This is a genomic window from Paenalicyclobacillus ferrooxydans (assembly GCF_001399675.1).
Lineage (GTDB): Bacteria > Bacillota > Bacilli > Alicyclobacillales > Alicyclobacillaceae > Alicyclobacillus_B > Alicyclobacillus_B ferrooxydans.
The window spans coordinates 1-18,089 of record NZ_LJCO01000033.1 but is presented as its reverse complement, the minus strand read 5'-3'; the positions used below and the strand labels follow the sequence as shown (position 1 = coordinate 18,089).

General features: G+C 51.9%; 13 protein-coding genes. 7 read left to right on the top strand and 6 right to left on the bottom strand.

The annotated features are described in order from the left end of the window. Positions 1 to 4: 4 nt before the first annotated feature. The 6 genes from AN477_RS06875 to AN477_RS06850 all read right to left on the bottom strand — a co-directional run bounded on the left by AN477_RS06875 (position 5) and on the right by AN477_RS06850 (position 8,118). Entirely contained in the window at positions 5 to 1,366 is a 1,362-nt protein-coding gene (locus AN477_RS06875; RefSeq protein ID WP_245631746.1) for a M20/M25/M40 family metallo-hydrolase, read from the bottom strand. Positions 1,367 to 1,546: 180 nt separating this feature from the next. Then, positions 1,547 to 2,950, bottom strand: a complete 1,404-nt coding sequence (locus tag AN477_RS06870; RefSeq protein WP_054968569.1) for a M20 family metallopeptidase — start codon at positions 2,948 to 2,950, stop codon at positions 1,547 to 1,549. A gap of 62 nt (positions 2,951 to 3,012) precedes the next feature. Next, positions 3,013 to 4,191, bottom strand: a complete 1,179-nt coding sequence (locus AN477_RS06865; protein ID WP_157061861.1) for a M20 family metallopeptidase — start codon at positions 4,189 to 4,191, stop codon at positions 3,013 to 3,015. A 162-nt stretch (positions 4,192 to 4,353) separates the two neighbouring features. Beyond that, positions 4,354 to 6,084 (bottom strand): peptide ABC transporter substrate-binding protein, encoded by a 1,731-nt coding sequence (locus tag AN477_RS06860; protein ID WP_054968434.1) that lies wholly within the window; start codon positions 6,082 to 6,084, stop codon positions 4,354 to 4,356. Positions 6,085 to 6,243: 159 nt separating this feature from the next. Further along, complete coding sequence (locus AN477_RS06855) at positions 6,244 to 7,131, bottom strand: ABC transporter permease (RefSeq protein WP_054968433.1); 888 nt, start codon at positions 7,129 to 7,131, stop codon at positions 6,244 to 6,246. A 33-nt stretch (positions 7,132 to 7,164) separates the two neighbouring features. Beyond that, on the bottom strand, positions 7,165 to 8,118 hold the full coding sequence (locus tag AN477_RS06850) for an ABC transporter permease (protein WP_054968432.1): 954 nt from the start codon (positions 8,116 to 8,118) through the stop codon (positions 7,165 to 7,167). Between the two features lie 421 nt (positions 8,119 to 8,539). On the opposite strand from AN477_RS06850, the gene AN477_RS06845 reads away from it, so the two are divergent. The 7 genes from AN477_RS06845 (at position 8,540) to AN477_RS06815 (ending at position 17,762) form a co-directional block, all read left to right on the top strand. Next, a complete protein-coding gene (locus AN477_RS06845) occupies positions 8,540 to 9,436 on the top strand; it encodes a LysR substrate-binding domain-containing protein (protein ID WP_054968431.1) in 897 nt (298 codons plus the stop codon). Positions 9,437 to 9,745: 309 nt separating this feature from the next. Then, positions 9,746 to 12,331: a transglycosylase domain-containing protein gene (locus AN477_RS06840; RefSeq protein ID WP_083486057.1), complete on the top strand. Its 2,586-nt coding sequence runs from the start codon at positions 9,746 to 9,748 to the stop codon at positions 12,329 to 12,331. A gap of 425 nt (positions 12,332 to 12,756) precedes the next feature. Continuing rightward, positions 12,757 to 13,218, top strand: a complete 462-nt coding sequence (locus AN477_RS06835) for a chemotaxis protein CheX (RefSeq protein ID WP_054968430.1) — start codon at positions 12,757 to 12,759, stop codon at positions 13,216 to 13,218. A gap of 51 nt (positions 13,219 to 13,269) precedes the next feature. Further along, positions 13,270 to 13,632, top strand: a complete 363-nt coding sequence (locus AN477_RS06830; RefSeq protein WP_054968429.1) for a response regulator — start codon at positions 13,270 to 13,272, stop codon at positions 13,630 to 13,632. Positions 13,633 to 13,717: 85 nt separating this feature from the next. Beyond that, entirely contained in the window at positions 13,718 to 15,310 is a 1,593-nt protein-coding gene (locus AN477_RS06825) for a methyl-accepting chemotaxis protein (RefSeq protein WP_054968428.1), read from the top strand. A gap of 31 nt (positions 15,311 to 15,341) precedes the next feature. Then, the gene (locus AN477_RS06820) at positions 15,342 to 15,749 is read left to right on the top strand and encodes a chemotaxis protein CheW (RefSeq protein WP_054968427.1); all 408 of its coding nucleotides are present in this window, start codon (positions 15,342 to 15,344) and stop codon (positions 15,747 to 15,749) included. A gap of 12 nt (positions 15,750 to 15,761) precedes the next feature. Next, positions 15,762 to 17,762 (top strand): chemotaxis protein CheA, encoded by a 2,001-nt coding sequence (locus AN477_RS06815; protein WP_054968426.1) that lies wholly within the window; start codon positions 15,762 to 15,764, stop codon positions 17,760 to 17,762. Positions 17,763 to 18,089: the final 327 nt, after the last annotated feature.

Sequence of the window (18,089 nt, the reverse complement as noted above, 5' to 3'; positions counted from 1 at the left end):
CCCTTTATCGTCCCAGCCGCTCCATCACATGGCACAGGCAGCGAATGCCGCTGATAAAGTTTTCGATCCCGATGTTCTCATTCGGCGAATGGTTCGCCTCGTCTGAGTTGGCATAAGGCACCAGGGCGGACGGCACGCCAAGGACCTGCGTCCACACATAGTCTGGCAGGCTGCCGCCGAGTGCCGGAGCAACAACAGGCGAATTGCGGTACGCGGATTCAACAGCCGTAATCACCTGCTGAATCAGCGGGTTATCTGCCGATGTGCGGGAAGGTTTCATGTCACCGAGGTGTTGAATCTCCACCCATGGTGCCTGCGCCTTCACATGTCGGCAGAACTTCTCGTAAATATCATCCGGGTCCTGACCGGCGACGAGTCGCATATCGATTTTCGCCACAGCCTTCGACGGAATAATGGTTTTCGATCCCGCCCCGCCATAACCGCTCGTAAATCCACAGATGTTCAGGGTTGGTTCGTAGCAGAGGCGTCTATAGTAGGTTTGTGCATCCATGCCGAGTACTTCGAGGCCAGCTTGTCGTGCCGCCTGCGCAGGGTCATATGGCAGTCTCTTCAGGTGCTCCAGCTCCACAGCCGTAGGCTCATTCACGTTGTCGTAGAAGCCGTCGATGAGCACTCGTCCATCCTCGCCGTCCTTCATACTCGCAATCAGCTGAACGAGCTGCATCGCCGGGTTCGGGGCAATGTTTCCTTTGTTTCCCGAGTGGTTATCCCACTTGGCTGTCTGGCAGGTCAACTCCACGTAGAGCATCCCGCGTACACCAAGGACTACCATCGGAAGTCCCGTTTCATGAAGGGGGCCGTCGGAGGTGTAAACGAGATCGCACGCCAGAAGGTCTCGATGGGCTTCTACGAACTCCGCCAGGTGCGGGCTCCCGCTCTCCTCTTCACCTTCAAACATGAATTTGAGGTTCAGCGGCAGCTCGCCGCAGACATCAAGGTAGGTTTTCACAGCCATTAACTGGGCCATCAGTTGGCCCTTGTTGTCGCCAGCGCCGCGGCAGTATATCCGCCCGTCGCGAACCGTCGGCTCAAACGGCGGGGAGTCCCAACCATCCTCAAGCTCTGCCGGTTGAACGTCGTAATGGCCGTATATGAGCAAGGGAAACGCGTCCGGCTTGCTTAGAATCTCGCCGTAGACCACTGGATGGCCGTTCGTTTCAATCAGCCTTGTCGCAATTCCGATGTCCATCATCAGGTCCTTCAGCATTGCCGCCATCTCTCGGATGCCTACGTTCTGCGCGCTGATGCTCTTCTGCCGCAGCACGGTAAACAGCTGCTCGAGATACATCTCTCGACGCGACTCCATCAGGTCTTCGATATCCATGAGTTGTTTCGAGTGACTCAAGGCCTCATCTCTCCTTTGATCAGACCGCCGGCCCTGTCACGGCCCGGATTGGCCTGCACGTCGCGGCCGCGTGCGGCCCCCGCTGTTGCCTGCCTGTCGCACCCTGGACCTGCCTGTTGTGGCCTGGGGCCGCCTCTCAGTATTGCCTGCCTGTCGCGAGCCTGGTCGGCGAACCGCTCATCACCGGCTCGCCGCGGGTTGCACCTCCGGGGGGATTGGGCTGACGTACTTCTCTGCCCCAAGGCGCTGTTTGAGTTCTGCCTTTGCCTGCTCAATCAATACCGGGCTCTGCATCACCTCGAGTGCCGTCGCCGCCATGACCTTACCAGCGTGAAGCATGCCCTTGTGGGCAATGGATGTACGTCCGATGCTGACCACCTGCCAGGTATGCGCCGTTGTTCCGACCACCCAGCACGCCGTATTACACTGTGCGGTTGGGGTCACCAAACTCACATCCCCAACGTCGGTCGATCCGTTTCCAGCCGACGCCGCAACCGATAGCTCTTCTGGTGGGCTGATGCGGTCCGCGATGTCCTTATTCCGAATCGCAGGGTCTTTGACGCTATTTTTCTCTGCGTCGCTGAGCGTGGCCCGAAGCGCTGCCGCAAACGCCAACTCATCAGTGTCATAGTCCGGGAGCCCCAGCCGTTCAAACTTCTCCTGCATGACATCCTCCAGCGTCTTGTTTTGAACTAGGTTTGAGCAGGCCTTGTCAAAAACAATCTCCACAGTCGTGTCCGTCATGAGCGCCGCACCGCGCGCAATATTACAAACTCGCTGATAAATTTCCTCGACCTGCGAGACTTTCGGGGCTCGAATCAAATACAACACGTCAGCCTCAGCCTGCACCACATTTGGAGAGCGACCGCCCGTATTGGTGACCGCGTAGTGCATTCTCGCTTCTGGGATTACATGCTCGCGCAGGTAATTCACACCGACGTTCATCAGCTCCACCGCATCAAGTGCGCTTCGCCCTAGGTGCGGCGATGCTGCCGCATGAGAACTAATGCCCCGAAAACGGTAATAGACCTGGTAGTTTGCGAGCGAATTCGCCGCCATAATGCCGTTGTGGCCCATCGGATGCCAAGTGACACTGAAATCCACATCGTCAAACAATCCCGCTCGAACCATGTAGGTCTTGCCGGATCCACCTTCTTCCCCAGGACATCCGTAGTAACGCACGGTGCCTGGGATCCCTTCTTCCTCCATCACCTGTTTCAGGGCTATCACCGCGGCGAGTGACGCGGTGCCAAGCAGGTTGTGCCCGCAACCGTGGCCGTTCCCGCCCTTTTGGACCGGGCTTTTGACCGCAGATCCACCTTCTTGACTAAGACCTGAAAGAGCATCAAACTCACCGAGGACGGCGACAACCGGTGCACCGCTTCCAAACGTTCCGATAAACGCCGTCTCAATACCCGCAACGCCGCGTTCCACTGCGAAGCCTTCCTGCTCAAGCGCCTGACATAAAAGCTCCGCTGACTGAAACTCCTCAAAGCGCGTCTCTGGGATTCCCCAGATGGTGTCGCTCAGCTCAATTAAGGTGTCGCGCTTCGCTTCGATGATGTCGGAAACACGCTGCTCCATGGTCCCTGGTTCAGTCATCCCAGCTCCCGTACTTCCATCATTCATGCGCGTTGACATGATGTTCATTCCCCCATGGTTTTCAGTACAATGCCAACAAACGATTCGACGCCCACAGGCAGTGCATCCTCGTCGACGGTGAACTTCGGATGATGATGCGGATAAGTAATGCCTTTCTCGACGTTTCCAGCACCGACGTTAAAGAAAGTGCCTGGCACCACACTTTGATACGCAGAGAAGTCTTCAGCGCCCATGACCGGTTTCCCCTCTACCACCGTCTCTTCGCCGAACAATTCAACCAGGGCCTTGCGGACCTTCTCCGTGACAGACTCGTCGTTGATAACCGGGCGGTACCCGTTCTCGTAACGGAAATCGTACTTGGCCCCGTGAGCTTCCGTAATTCCCTTGACAATGCGCTCCATCCACTCCGGCACGTCTTTTCGCAGCTCGGCATTGAACGAGCGGACCGTCCCTGCGAGATTGACCGTGTCCGGAATAATGTTGGTGGCCGTACCCGCGTGAAACTCCGTGACGGAGACCACCAACGGGTCGAGCGGATCGGTATTGCGAGAGACGATATGTTGCAGGTTGACCACAAGCTGTGCGCCAATCAGGAGCGGATCGACACACTCGTGCGGCGACGCAGCATGGCCGCCTTTGCCTTTGATGGTGATGTGGAAGGTATCCGGTGCCGCCATGAATGGACCCGACTTGACCACCACCTTACCGACCGGGATGAGAGAAATGAGATGAATGCCAATCACTTCATCGACGCCTTCCATCACACCCGCGTCGACCATTTGCTGTGCGCCGCCAGGATTCAACTCCTCCGCATGCTGGAAGATAAAGCGCACTTCACCGTGGATTTTTTCCGGCATTTGCGACAGGATCTTCGCTGTGCCCAGGAGCATCGCTGTATGTCCATCGTGCCCGCAGGCGTGCATCTTGCCAGGGACGCTTGAGACGAACTCAAACGTGTTCTCCTCTGTAATCGGCAGCGCATCCATATCAGCTCGAATCGCCAGCACTGCTCCTGGCTGATGGCCTTTCAGCCGTGCCATGACGCTGGTGCGGGTGGGGCGTGACAACTCGAGTCCCCCAAACTTTGATAAGGTGTCATAGACAAACTGCGACGTATTGTCCTCTTCAAATGACAACTCCGGATTCTGGTGCAGATAGCGGCGCCATCCCACAACCTCATCGGTGACTTGCTCGACAAGTGCGTGAATGTCATTCAGCTCAATCGACATGTAACAATCCCCTCTCAACTTCGGTGAAATAAACACAAAGGTTTAGCAAAATGAACAGAAGGGGGGTGAGACCCCGTAACGATTCTCACCCCGTCAATACATTTTTTGTTTCGGACACCACAACTGCCGTTCAGACACAACAACTGCAATCAGAGATTACTTCAGCTGCCAATCGTAAACGTTCCAGGTATCGACGCTCCACGGGTTTGGTTGATAGCCGTTCAGGTTGACGGTCGTATCCACTTCATCTGGGGCGTAGTACCAGAGAGCTGGCAACTGGGTGTGCAAGATGCTTTCAACTTGCTGCATCATCTGCTCCCGTTGAGACAGACTTTGCGTCTGGTCAACCTTGGCAATCAGGGAATCCACTTGTGCGTTGTGGAAGTTGCCAAAGTTCTGTGACCCGCTTGAGGTAAACATCTCCTGAGTCGCAGATACAGGGTTTGTGCCGTCGAGGAATTCAAACTCAGCCAAATCCCAACCCTTTCCGGATGGCAACACCGTACCGAAGTACTCGTTCGCAGGGTAGTTTTGGATTTTGAGCTTTACGCCGAGTTGTTTGAACCAATACTGAATCAGGCGCTCTGTCGCCTCACGGACAGAGTTGCCTGCTGTTGTTGCATAGGTGAGCGTCAGGTCCTGCCCGTTCTTTTGCAGGTATCCGTCAGAGCCCATCGTGTAACCTGCTTGTGCCATCAGCTTCTTGGCCTGCGCCAGGTCGTACGGGTACGGCTGCAAGTTCGGGTTGCTTGACCAAGACATCTTCGATTGGTCAGCTGCGAGCAAGGTCGCCTTCCCTTGGTAAACTTGTTGCACAATCGCCTGGCGGTCAATTGCCATTTCCAGCGCCTGTCTCACACGCACGTCCTGAAGTACCGGGTTGCGCATGTTCACGACTGCCATCTCATAGGCCGGCATCGGGGTCAAGTGGACGTCCGCGCCTTGGATGGCCTGGATCTGCGACAGGTCAGTAATCGGATCGAAGTACCAAACGTTGATGGCCTGTGCCTTGACGTTGGTCAACAGCGTATTCTGATCCGGAATGATCTTGAACTGGATGTTCTGCGTCTTCGGTTTAGGGCCGCTCCAATACGGGTTTGCAGTCACATTGATAGCCGCACCTGGCTGCCACGAGACAAACTTGTAGGGGCCGTCGGTCACGGTTGGATCATGGTTGAATGCTGCCGTGTTGACGTCCTTCGGGTTCATGCTGCCAAACACGCTGTACGGCAGGATACCTGGCAGTGAACTCGCAAATGCATTTTGGATGAACGCCGGATCTTGCTTGCTCAGGGTGACCTTAAACTCGTTATTGTTGACAATCGTAAAGGTCTTGATATCTTCCCAGCCGAGTTTCGATACGGCATTGACCTGGGGACTGGTGATGAGCTTCCATGTGATCTCCACGTCTTTTGCAGTGAACGGATCGCCATTCGACCACTTAGCGTTTGGATCGAGATGGAACGTATAGGTCAACCCATCTGCCGAGATGCCACCGTTTGCCTGTGTCGGAATCTGTGTGGCCATCTGCGGGACCAACTGGTTCTGCGGATTGACCATGAAAAGGTTCCGGTAGAGCGCCGTGTCTACGATATCCGAGAACGTCATATCAGGACCGAGAATCGGGTTCAGGTTGCCTGGTTCTTCAAACAGCCCGTCGACAATTGTTCCATTGCCATTCGAAGAGGTTGCAACAGCCGTGTTCGATGTGGAGGCCGTATTGCTGCCGGTGGCACTGTTCGAAGCCCCTCCACCAGTTGTCGTTCCACAGCCAACCACTGCGACCGCAAGCACAGCCGACAATCCAGCGACAAACTTCCATCCATGACGGTTACGAGATCCATTTTTTTCGTCCGGTGAGACTGCATCAAATTGGCGTTTTCTCACTTGTACAATGCCCCCTATTGTTTGAAATGTCTGGTAAATCAATCTAATATTTTGAAGTCGATCCGGTATGCCCCGAATCCCCCCTTTCAAGTTAGCTGCAATCCCATCTGTCCGCGTCCTGCCGGGAACCTCCTAAGATATCCCCTCGCCTGCGAGACATCAGGCACTGCGGGCATCGAGTGCGTCGCGGATGGCGTCACCAAAGACGTTAAAGCAGAGAACCACCAAGAAAATCATGAGACCAGGGAAGATGGCCAGCCAGGGCGCATTCGTGACATAGGACTGGGCCTGGTTGAGCAAGAATCCCCAAGAGATATGCGGAGGTTGAATGCCTGCTCCGAGAAAGCTCATCACGGATTCAAGCACGATGGCCTGACCTACAAGCAGTGTCGCATTGACTATCAAAGGTGAAATGGCGTTCGGTACAATGTGCACAAAGATGATTCGGGCTGAACTGCACCCTGTCATTCTTGCGGCCATGACGTACTCTGCGGTCCGCAGATTGAGAATACGGCTGCGAATCAGTCGCGCCGGGTACATCCAGGAGGTCAAACTGATAACCTCGACAATGGTAACGGGTGACGGACCAAGCACCGCTGTGAGACCGAGAATAATAAACAACGAAGGGACAGATAGTCCGACGTCTGTCAGTCGCATCAGAATTTCGTCAACCCAACCTCCGAAAAATCCTGCCAGCGATCCGATGGTACCGCCAATCAACACAGCAACGAGCGCAGACAACAGGCCGACAGTCAACGATACACGGCCGCCGTACAAAACCTCCGTAAACAGGTCAATCCCAACGTCATCCGTCCCCATTAAGTGGGTAGCACTTGGTGGAGCGAGCATCGCCATCAAGTCCGGTGAATTGAGTTTGTACGGAGCAATAAACGGTGCAAAAATGGCCGCCAGAGCAACAATGACTAAGAACGCGACAGCAACAATCGTGATTTTTTTCCGGAAGATCCTCCGAAACACACCGGGTTGCTTAGGTCTCCCTGTGGAAGTGGTTTGAGACGTGACCTTTGGTTCGGTTGCGAGTGCCATGCTATCATCCGCTCCTCTCTCTGGTTGGTTTCATCAGTCGTAGCGCACTCGCGGATCCATGTAGGCATACAGAACGTCAGACAAGATGTTTGCCAAAATGATAATCACGGAGAGCAAGGAGATTTCACACATAATCACGGGATAGTCATCGGTCGAAATGGCCTGGGCAAAAAGTCTGCCCATGCCGGGCCAAGAAAAGATCGACTCCGTAATCAGTGCTCCGCCAAACAAATACGCACCGTCCATAATCATGACCGTTGTAACGGGCAAGAGTGCATTTCGAAGCGCGTGCTTCCATACGACCTTGCCATTCTTCAAGCCTTTGGCTCGAGCCGTACGTACGTAATCTTCACCGAGCGAGTCAACCATGGATGACCGAACGTACCGACTCTCGTGCGCAATTTGGTAGATAGCGAGAATCGAGACTGGAAGCACAGCGTGCCAGATACGGTCTGTCAATGAAAACCCGATGCCCGAGGATGACATGCCGCCCGCCGGGAACCAGTGCAGGTCTGCAGCGAAGATAACCAAGACCATGAGACCGACCCAAAAGGTTGGCATTGCAATGCCGAAGTAACTGAAGATGGTCAGTGTGTAGTCTGTGAAGGAGTATTGCTTCGTCGCACTGACGACACCAATCACGAAGGAGATGATGACAGCGATGATATACGAAGACACCATCAACTCAAGTGTTGCAGGCAAACGCTGTAAAACCATGTGCAGTGCCGGCACCCCATAGGTGTAGGAGTAACCAAAGTTCCCTGTCACTGCTCCACCAAGCCACTTCCAGTATTGAACCCAGAGTGGTTCGTTGAGGCCAAAGTTGGCTTTCAGCTGGGCCAACAACTCCTTCGTCATACCTGGCTGATGTTCATACATCGCCAAAGGTCCGCCCGGAATGGCGTGCATCATGAAGAAGAGCAAAAGTGAGATACCAAAGATGACGGGAATCGCCTGCAGTACACGCCGAATGATAAAGAGAGGCACCTTAACACCTTCCTATCTAATATAGTTGTTTGAATTACCTGCCAAATTCGACAAATCGTCGTTTGGGCCGCTGCGAGTGCTCCCTCTCTCCCCCTCTCAAAGTTCACTGCTCAAGTAGATAAAGAAGTTCACCATGGAATAGATGGAGTTCACCACACAAATAGATTGAGAAACTCAGGAGGCAGAATTCCTTTCGGATCTTTCAAGAATTCCTTGTTGATTGTTCAGGACTTGGCTACGAGTTGATTTGTTTAACTATTGTAACTTTTCTATTAAAATAAGCAAGGTAAATTCGGTTGGTTTTCGGAAGATAATTGAATCTACACTTTTGCGAAAATTTTATATAGATTTTTAATATTTGTCTAATATACAATCAGTACAGATTCATATCTAAAAGATATCAGCGGTTGGGGGGCTATGCATGGAACTGCGGCACTTGCGGTATTTCGTCGCCGTCGCTGAGACACTTCACTTCGGACAGGCTGCGAAGTCACTCAACGTTTCACAGCCTCCACTGAGTAAGCAGATTGCGGACCTGGAAACAGAGGTTGGAGTGAGCCTGTTTCACCGTACCAAGCGACACGTAGAGCTCACAAAGGCTGGCCGTGAGTTTTACGAGTATGCAAAGCAGATCCTGAATATGGCCGAGCATGCTTTAACCCGCGCACAACACGCCGCGCGGGGTGAAACCGGTGAACTCGTAATTGCATTTACTGGCGCTACCATTTATGACCTTCAGGCTATCATCCGTAAGTTCAGCGCCGCTTACCCCCACGTGGAAGTCGTTTTGCGCAGGCTCGTAACCTCCGATCAGGTGCCCGCACTGATGAATCGATCCGTGAGTATTGGTCATCTTATCCCACCCGTCCAAAGTGATGAACTCCGGTTTCTTCCAATTCGAAAGGAACGGATCATGGTTGCGCTTCCGGAACACCATCCCCTCGCAGATGGTGTGACCCCGATTAAAGTTGCGTCGCTTGCCCACGAAACGTTTATTCTGACACCGCGAAACGCAGGCATGAGCTATTACGATGCCATGATGTCCTGTTGCCGCAGAGGCGGATTTATTCCGAGGGTTGAACTCGAGGTTGACCATCTTGAATCTATCGTAGGCTTCGTCTCCATTGGTATGGGCATCTCACTTGTCCCTGAGTCTCTGAGCCAATTTAAGGTTCAAGGCGTGGTCTATCAACCTCTAGAAGATGCCCTGCCTGCGTTTGAAACCGCGCTTGCGTGGCGCGAAGACAATGATTCACCGATTGTGCATACGTTTATTGCGTTCGCCAAAGAGGTACTGCGCCCAATACTGCTCGGTTAACCCGTTGCATTCGACAGCCCGCATTCCAACGAGTAGCAGCTGACGACGATGAGTTGGATAGTTAGACATTGGTATGAACCTCCGAATTATTATCTTCCCTCCACAACAACCAAACAAATCACAAGGTCCCTCCAAAGATTCTTCACATTTCCCGTATACTATGGCAGAGAGGATTCACCGTATACAGAGAGTGAATTCATGGTATACAGAGGCATGATATATTGTTTCAGACGTGTGGCATATCGTTACAAAGGAAACAAAGGACTTGAAAACCAGCTCGGAGCTCCGAGTGTGTTTCGGGAGGTTTATATGAAGTTCTGGATGAAGGCAGCTATCTTTAGTGCGGTGACCGTACCGTTGGTGACGGTTTCGTGTGCATTTGCCCTGGTCACGTACTTGAAAAGAACGCCGATTGATCTCACCAAGCTTACGAGCCCGCCTGAACAAACCGTGGTCTACGATCAAGCGAGGCATGTCTACATGAAGATTGGTACACCACCGTCCAATATGACGTACAGTCAGATCCCGACGGACTTGATAAACGCTGTCGTGGCCACAGAGGACCACACGTATTGGACCGGATCGAGCATCGATATCAGGTCGATTTTTCGGGCCCTGTACGTTGACCTTAGAAATCGGCAAGCCAGCCAAGGTGCGAGCACCATTCAGGAACAACTCGCAAAGATTGTCTATCTGAACGATAATAAGACCCTGTCCTACAAATTGCAGGAAATCGCCATGGGCGTGCAACTGAGCAGATACTTTACCAAGCAGCAGATCTTGTCTATGTACCTGGATAAGGTATTTTTAGGTGAAAATGCAGTCGGCGTGCGTGAGGCTGCCTTACGCTATTTTGGTGTTGACATTGAACGGAATCCAAACGCACTGACACTCCCCGAGGCAGCCTTAATTGCAGGACTGCCACAAGCTCCAACCGGATACGATCCGCTTTTACACCCGCACGCAGCCCTACAACGACGCAACCAAGTCTTGCAAAATATGGCTACCTACGGGTACATCACACAGGCACAGGCTGCTGCAGCCGAGAAGACCCCGCTTGGCGTAAAATACCATTCCATCTCACAAGACGGTTGGAACACACATCCGCTCTTCACGAACGTCTTGTTTGATTACGCAGCCAAAGCCGGTATCACGCCTCAACAGCTGTTGCAAGGCGGGTTGAAGATCTACACCACCATCGATCCGCAAGTCCAGAAGGCGGTTCACACTGTATTTTGGAGCACCAACTACAACGGGGATTTCCCCGGACCTACGCAGGGAACGGTCGTAGAAGGTGCCGCCGTGTTTGTGAACCCGCAAACGGGCGGGATTCTCGGTGCAGCGGGATCGCGCAAACAAGGCTACACACGGCTCGGCATCGACCGCATTTTCAGCAACAGCTCGCCTGGCTCCTCCATCAAACCGATTATGGAGTACGCACCAGCCATCCAAAGCGGGAACTGGACACCAACTTCCATCTTGAACAACCAGCCGCAGAACTTCGGCGGCGGATACACACCGGCGAACTGGGAAGGTCCAAACGGCCCGAAAAAGGTCACTCTGCAATATGCACTCGAGGAGTCACAGAACATTGCATCCGTTTGGTTACTTCAGCAGATTGGTCTGCAAACGGGGACCGCGTTCGCGATGAACGACGGTATTCAGTTGACCGCAACGGACCGTGAACACCTTGGCGTTGCCATCGGCGGTATGCAGTACGGGGTAAATGCAGTCGAGATGGCGCAAGCCTACGAGCCATTTGACAACCAGGGTGTTCAAGTGCAGGTACACCTCATTACGCAAATCACGAATCAAGATGGGCAGACGGTGTACCGACCCAAATTAACGACGAAAACCATTATGTCTCCTTCCACCGCCACCACCTTGACGCGGTTAATGCAAGACGTCGTCGCTTACGGCACGGGGACATCCGCGCAGGTTCCCGGCTGGGCCGTGGCTGGTAAAACAGGAACGGTACAGTACAGTTCTGGGTTGACAGGTTATTACAACTGGGTTAGAAATGCGTGGTTTGACGGTTATACGCCCAACATGGTCGGGTCCATCTACCTCGGGTACGACAATTCTTCTCCCCAACACCACCTGACCATGGCACCGCTCGATCCGTCCGCCAACGCAGCCAGGATCTTTGGGGATATTACGCGGCTTGCAGAAGCCGGACGCTCACCGGAACAGTTCTCAGCTGGCCCCTTCCCGGCGTCCCTAGGCACGGCCAACGCGGCCTATGCATTGCAGACCCCTGTTTCAGGTCTGCACGCGAGTTGGAACGCACAAGCAAAAGGAGTCAATCTGACATGGTCAGCAAAGATTCCCGGTGCATCAAGTTATGCTGTCACCCGGGCGATGACTGGCGGAGTCGGTTCGAGTTCCTCATCGGGATCGGCCGTAGAGATTGCAACCACCAGCAAGCCCGCGTATCTTGATCAAAGCGTGACACCTGGCGGTACATATCAATATTCTGTGCAGGCCTTGAGTTCAAACGGAACGCCCCTTGGAAGCCCGCAAACCATCACGTTCACAGTCCCCGGCGGACTGAGTGGTTCAGGTTCGTCCACTGGGAACAACCTAGGCGCTGGCAGCAGCCAGAATACAACCGGTACTCAGAATCAAACCGGAACCACGAACACAACAGGATCCTCAAATTCGACCGGTTCCAGCGGCTCCAGTGGGTCAAACGGAACGAGCGGCTCGAGTGGTGGGTCGAGTGGATCCGGTGGCGGTTCGAGTGGTTCCACCGGGTCACAGACGGGAAGCGGATCAGGCACACAAAACTCAACCGGCAACAGTACAGGAAGCACGAATCCTACAGGAAACAGCACCGGGAATTCAAACTCGACCGGCGGTACGGTGGGCAACAGTTCCAATTCAACTTCGTGAGCACGAGCATCACGGAACCGTTCATAGCAACAGCCGCAACGAAAGCCTACACGGCGATACTGAGCATCAAAAATAAGGCAACACACTGAAGTGAAATTCCAGAAATCATCCGCCAAAGGCCCTCGCGCTCTATTTAGATGCGTCGAGGGCTCCTCGATTTCCAGAGCAGTCTATATACCAGATTTTACCACAAAAAATACGTTTCATATATTCCCTGAGTGTGTGTGATGTCTTCGATATAAATATTGTCACTTTCCTATTGTTGAGCATGATAGCCTTGGAAAACATTTGATGTTTATAGGACAAGGTGGTGACACATCATCAATTTTACAGATTATACTTAAGCACCTAGTATGCGTCACACCTCGCAAAAAGCGATTACACACCCATACGGGCACACGAAGCTATTTAAGGAGGACAGCAACTTGAGCACAACGATCTCTGAGAACGATGTCCTTGACAGTGCGCTCAGTGCTGTTGCTACAGTCATCCCATTATCAATGCGACCGCATCACAAACCGTTGCTTGTTCATGGGTCATACGTCCAAGCCAGCATGGGAGTACTCATAGCGGTTATTGGCGAACTGCAGGGCCGTCTTGTATTGGACGCATCTGCAGCAACCTTTTCTGACGTTGCCGAAGCGATGTATGGCGTGACACTGGAAGCCGAGATGCTGGAAAGCTTTGTTGGAGAGATTGGCAACATGGTGGCCGGGAATGCCGTATCAACACTATCAAACCTTGGGATCACAGTGAACATTTCCCCTCCGACAGTGTTGGTTGGAGAAACGAAAATCGCCGGCTTTCAGAGAGGGGTTCACCTTCCACTGGAATTGAGCAACAGCGGCGAGATGAATGTAGTTTGGATGACAGATGAGAGAAAATAGGGATATCTATGAATCCTTAAGCAAGTGACAATTCAACTGAGGTGAACTGACATGGCACGAATTCTTGTTACAGATGATGCGGCGTTTATGCGAATGATGCTTAAAAATATCCTCACATCCGGAGGACACGAAATTGTTGCAGAAGCAGAGAACGGCGAGCAAGCAGTTGAGCAGTACGGCACGCACGCTCCCGATATCGTAACCATGGACATCACGATGCCTGTAATGGACGGAATTCAAGCAGTGCGAGCCATCAGGGCTAAGGACCCCAATGCAAAAATTCTCATGTGCTCAGCGATGGGACAGCAGAATATGGTGATGGATGCAGTCAAGGCTGGTGCGAAGGGATTTATCGTAAAACCGTTCGACAGTACAAAGATCTTGAACGAAATCACACGCTTATTAAATGCGTGACATTTTACGTGCGTGACATTATCCACACTTTCGTATTTCACTATATTCCATACTAAAGCTTACCAAAGACAGGGGGTAGGGTAATATGGCAAGTGAGACTTCGTCGAAAGGTTTTGGAATCCGCTTTACCGTAAAAGGTAAAATATTGTTCATGAACATCTTGATTGTCATCATCATGATAGTAACCAGTACCTACAGCATCGTATCCTCGAGGAGTATTGATCATAAATACTCCTCCATGTTGCAAGAAGAAGACACGGTTCTGTCTAATTCCAAGACGATTCAATACGATGCATCCCAAGAAGTGAGCCTGCTCCGCGATTACTTGCTGGTGGATGGTCAGAACGATATGACAGAAATCCAGCAATATAACACGGACATTAAAAATTTGGTCGCCAGTACTTCCCCGCTGATCACAGATCAAAAGATCAAAGCCAGCTTCCAGACCGTGCTCAACGAACAAAGTAAATTTTACGCAGGTACAGAAACCGTGACGCTGATTTCGGACCAAGCGTTGGCACTTCAAAATGCGCAACAACAGAACTTGTTTCAGATTGCCACCACCATCGACAGTGAACTGAAGTCGGCAAATCAGGCCATCCGTACAAGCCTGGAGCAAAAATCTGAAGCACAAACCACAGCAAGTGCGCACACTTCACTGTTTATGATTCTTGCGACTGTCTTCGCGGTGATAGTAGCGTTAATCTTGGGATTCTATCAATCTGTACAGATTTCGCGCCCGTTAATGCGATTAGTTTCGTTGATGCAACAGGTGGCAATCGGGGATCTGCGTAAACGTGCAGACGTAAAGAGTCGAGATGAAATTGGACTTTTGGGACAGGCTGTCAATGACATGATTGGTGGTCTGAAAAGGATTATGAGTGGCGTCAAATCTGCTGCCGACAGTGTATCGGCGGCTTCCGAAGAGATATCGGCAGCAACCGAACAAGTCGCATCAGGAAGCACGTCCCAAGCAGAGTCTGCAGAAACGGTGAACGATTTATTCAAGGAACTGTCGAGTGCAATTCATACCGTAGCCAAGAACGCAGAGGAGGCCTCTGCGTTATCGTCGAAAACAACGGATGTTACCCGACAAGGGCAAACAGTTGTCAATACAGCTGTAACGGGCATGAACAAGGTTAGCAATCAAATTGCAAAATTAGCCGAAGACTCCAATCGAGTTGGTGAGATTGTCAGCGTAATTGACGACATTGCAGAGCAAACCAACCTTTTAGCCCTGAATGCCGCCATCGAAGCCGCACGTGCTGGGGATCAAGGACGGGGATTTGCTGTCGTAGCTGACGAAGTCCGGAAGCTTGCTGAGCGCAGTGGTGAGGCGACCAAGCAGATCACAACAATCATTAAGACGATGCAAGCGAACACACAGGCTAGTGTACTTGCCGTCAACGAGGGTGTCTCATCAACACAACAGAGCGGACAGGCATTTGAAGAAATTTCCTCGATGGTTACCTCGTCCTCAGATAAAGTCGCTGAAATTGCCGCGGCAAGTGAACAGCAAGCGGCGCAGGCCTCTGAAGTGATGAGTGCTGTAGAAAGTATCGCTGCCGCGGCACAGCAAGCCGCTGCAAGCAGCGAGGAGACCGCATCAGCAACACAGTCATTAGCACAGCTAGCGGAAGAACTTCACGGATACGTGTCTCAGATCAAACTCGACTAGTCGCCAAGCGGCGTGAAGGGATGAAACTCGGATGACTACAGAGCAGTACGTCGAAGTGCGTGCAAACGGCGATAGTTATGCCATAAGAATTCTAGACATGCACGAAATCATTCGGATGCAGGAGATCACACATATTCCAAACACCAGGTCAGGTGTCCGTGGCGTCATCAATCTTCGTGGTCAGATTATTCCCGTCACCAGCTTACGAGAGCGTCTCGGAGTCAGCGATGAGGACCCAACGGATCACACCAGAATTGTTGTAGTAAATGACCGTGACGGTGTCATTGGGATGATCGTTGACAGTGTCCATCAGGTCCTCTCTTTTGAAGACATTCAACCCCCTCCGGAAGAGGGCCGAATTGCCTATTTACAAGGTATTGGACGTAAAGGGGATACGCTTGTCAGCATCCTTGATCTAGCCAAACTGATTGATAACTAAGGAGGGTCTAAATTGGATTCTGCGGACTTCATGAGCGCCTTCCTGGAAGAGTTGGATGAACAGTTAGTCCGAATGGAACAGCAAATCGTTGAACTCGAACAGCATGGTGACGATGATGAGACGATTCAAGCACTGTTTCGTGTAGCCCATACTTTAAAGGGTTCATGTGCCGCCATGGGTTTTGAGGATATGAAAAACCTAACCCACGGTATTGAACAAGTGCTTGACGAGGTACGAAATCACCGGTTGTTCGTGTCCGAGGAAATGATCCAGCTCTTATTCCAATGCTTCGATGGACTTCAGCATTTCAAGGAAAGTATCGTATCCGGTGAAACCGCCGTAATACCTATCGACGACCTGTTACGTGCACTGCAAGCCTTTCTGCATGGGCCTGCCAAACATAGTCCGTCACATGCCGAGATCATGTCGACCACGGTTGTCCTTACTCCAGAATCTCAAATCAAGTTGAAGGAAAATCAACAGCGCGGACTTCTGGTCTATGATGTCTACTTTAGATTTAACGCTCATAGCGTCATGCGTGGTGTACGAGCATACCTCAGCGTGGATGCATTAAAAGAAACTGGGGAAGTCATTCAGGTCTCTCCCTCGCTCGAAGACATTGAGCACATGGAAGATACCTCCATAGACGGTTTCCATGCAGTACTGGCGACGCACCTGCAATCCGAACAAATACAACGCGCAGTGACGTCCGAAGAATACGCTGAGGTTCTGTGTTCAGAACTTGCACAGGCTCTAACACCAGAGGAATCGGTTGAACGGAACGACAAGCAAATACCATCCACAACTACAGTAAGGAAATCCCACTCAGTACGTGTGGATGTAGAACAGCTGGAAACCTTGATGAACTTGGTTGGGGAACTGGTTATTGACCAAGCGCGTATGGAACAAGTAAGTCGACATTTAACCAAAAAATATGCAACAGATGACGCTGTGACAACACTGGGGGACATTTCTGCACATGTATCGCGCATTGTGAGCGCTCTTCAGGAAAACATTATGATGGCCAGAATGCTTCCAATAGAATCGCTCTTTGAGCGGTTCCCGCGAATTGTCAGGGATTTGGCGCACACACTTGGAAAAGACGTTCAACTGTCGCTGGAAGGCAAAGAGACGCGCATGGACAGAACCGTCATCGAGGAGATAGCCGATCCGCTGATTCACCTCATCCGGAACGCCGTTGACCACGGAATTGAGTCTGAAGAAAGACGGATTCAGGCCGGCAAGCCCAAGAAAGGCCATGTAACTCTTGCTGCTAGTCACGAGGACAATAAAGTTGTCATCACGATCCAGGACGACGGTGCAGGAATGGATGCCGAACAAATCCGCCAGGCCGCCATTGCAAAGGGTGTCATCACTGCTGAAGAAGCAGAAAAGCTAAAAGATAACGAATGCCTGCACCTCATTTTTCGGCCTGGTTTTTCAACTGCTGAAAAAGTCAGTGATATTTCCGGACGCGGCGTAGGGATGGATATTGTCAGGAGCCACATCGAGCGGCTCAGTGGGACGATTGAAATTGAAACGCAAATTAACCAGGGGACAATTTTCCGAATCAAACTGCCGCTCACATTAGCAATTATTCCCGGGCTGTTGATAGGCATCGCGGATCGTACCTTTGTCGTCCCTGTAAGTAATGTGTTTGAGATTGTCAGAATTCATCCGTCATCGATTCAAAGTGTTCATGGAAAGCCGACACTTCTGCTGCGTGGACTTGCGACGCCGGTCGTGTACCTGCGAGAATACTTTGGTCTGCCGGCAAACAGAGACCAAAGAAAACAATTACCTGTCGTAGTTGTCGGAACCGGAGAGAAACGCGTTGCAATGGTTGTTGACGTGTTGTACGGCAATCAAGATATTGTCAAGAAGTCACTCTCAGACCGCGTCGGAGCCCCTGAAGGCATTTCTGGAGCTACAATCCTCGGCGACGGGAACGTCGGCCTGATTCTCGATATCACTGCCATCTCGCAGGGATTTGAACACAAACTACGGGCTTAACACCCAAAAGGCATGACGATATCGATATGGGACTCCAACTGGAGTCCCTGTCTTTATGCTCGAACGTAGTGTAAACTCTGTTCCTCTCCTCCCAATGGACCGCGCTGTTGCTATCCGGGGTTGTCATCCTTGCAACTCTCTTTTCGCATTATCCGACCGAATCAGTGGACCACGCTTCCCTTCGCGCGCGAATCAATCAAGACACAACACAAAAAGAGCCCAGCATCTCTGCTGAGCCCTCTGTGTTACTCACTTGCCTGGCAACGTCCTACCTTCCCAGGAACTCGCGCTCCAAGTATTATCGGCGCTGGAGGTCTTAACGGTCGT

Bases quoted from the DNA above. Each gene is read 5' to 3' on its own strand.
- AN477_RS06825 (WP_054968428.1), top strand. From the start codon at position 13,718: ATGGCAAGTGAGACTTCGTCGAAAGGTTTTGGAATCCGCTTTACCGTA.
- AN477_RS06830 (WP_054968429.1), top strand. From the start codon at position 13,270: ATGGCACGAATTCTTGTTACAGATGATGCGGCGTTTATGCGAATGATG.
- AN477_RS06845 (WP_054968431.1), top strand. From the start codon at position 8,540: ATGGAACTGCGGCACTTGCGGTATTTCGTCGCCGTCGCTGAGACACTT.
- AN477_RS06870 (WP_054968569.1), bottom strand. From the start codon at position 2,950: ATGGAGCAGCGTGTTTCCGACATCATCGAAGCGAAGCGCGACACCTTA.
- AN477_RS06840 (WP_083486057.1), top strand. From the start codon at position 9,746: ATGAAGTTCTGGATGAAGGCAGCTATCTTTAGTGCGGTGACCGTACCG.
- AN477_RS06820 (WP_054968427.1), top strand. From the start codon at position 15,342: ATGACTACAGAGCAGTACGTCGAAGTGCGTGCAAACGGCGATAGTTAT.
- AN477_RS06855 (WP_054968433.1), bottom strand. From the start codon at position 7,131: ATGGCACTCGCAACCGAACCAAAGGTCACGTCTCAAACCACTTCCACA.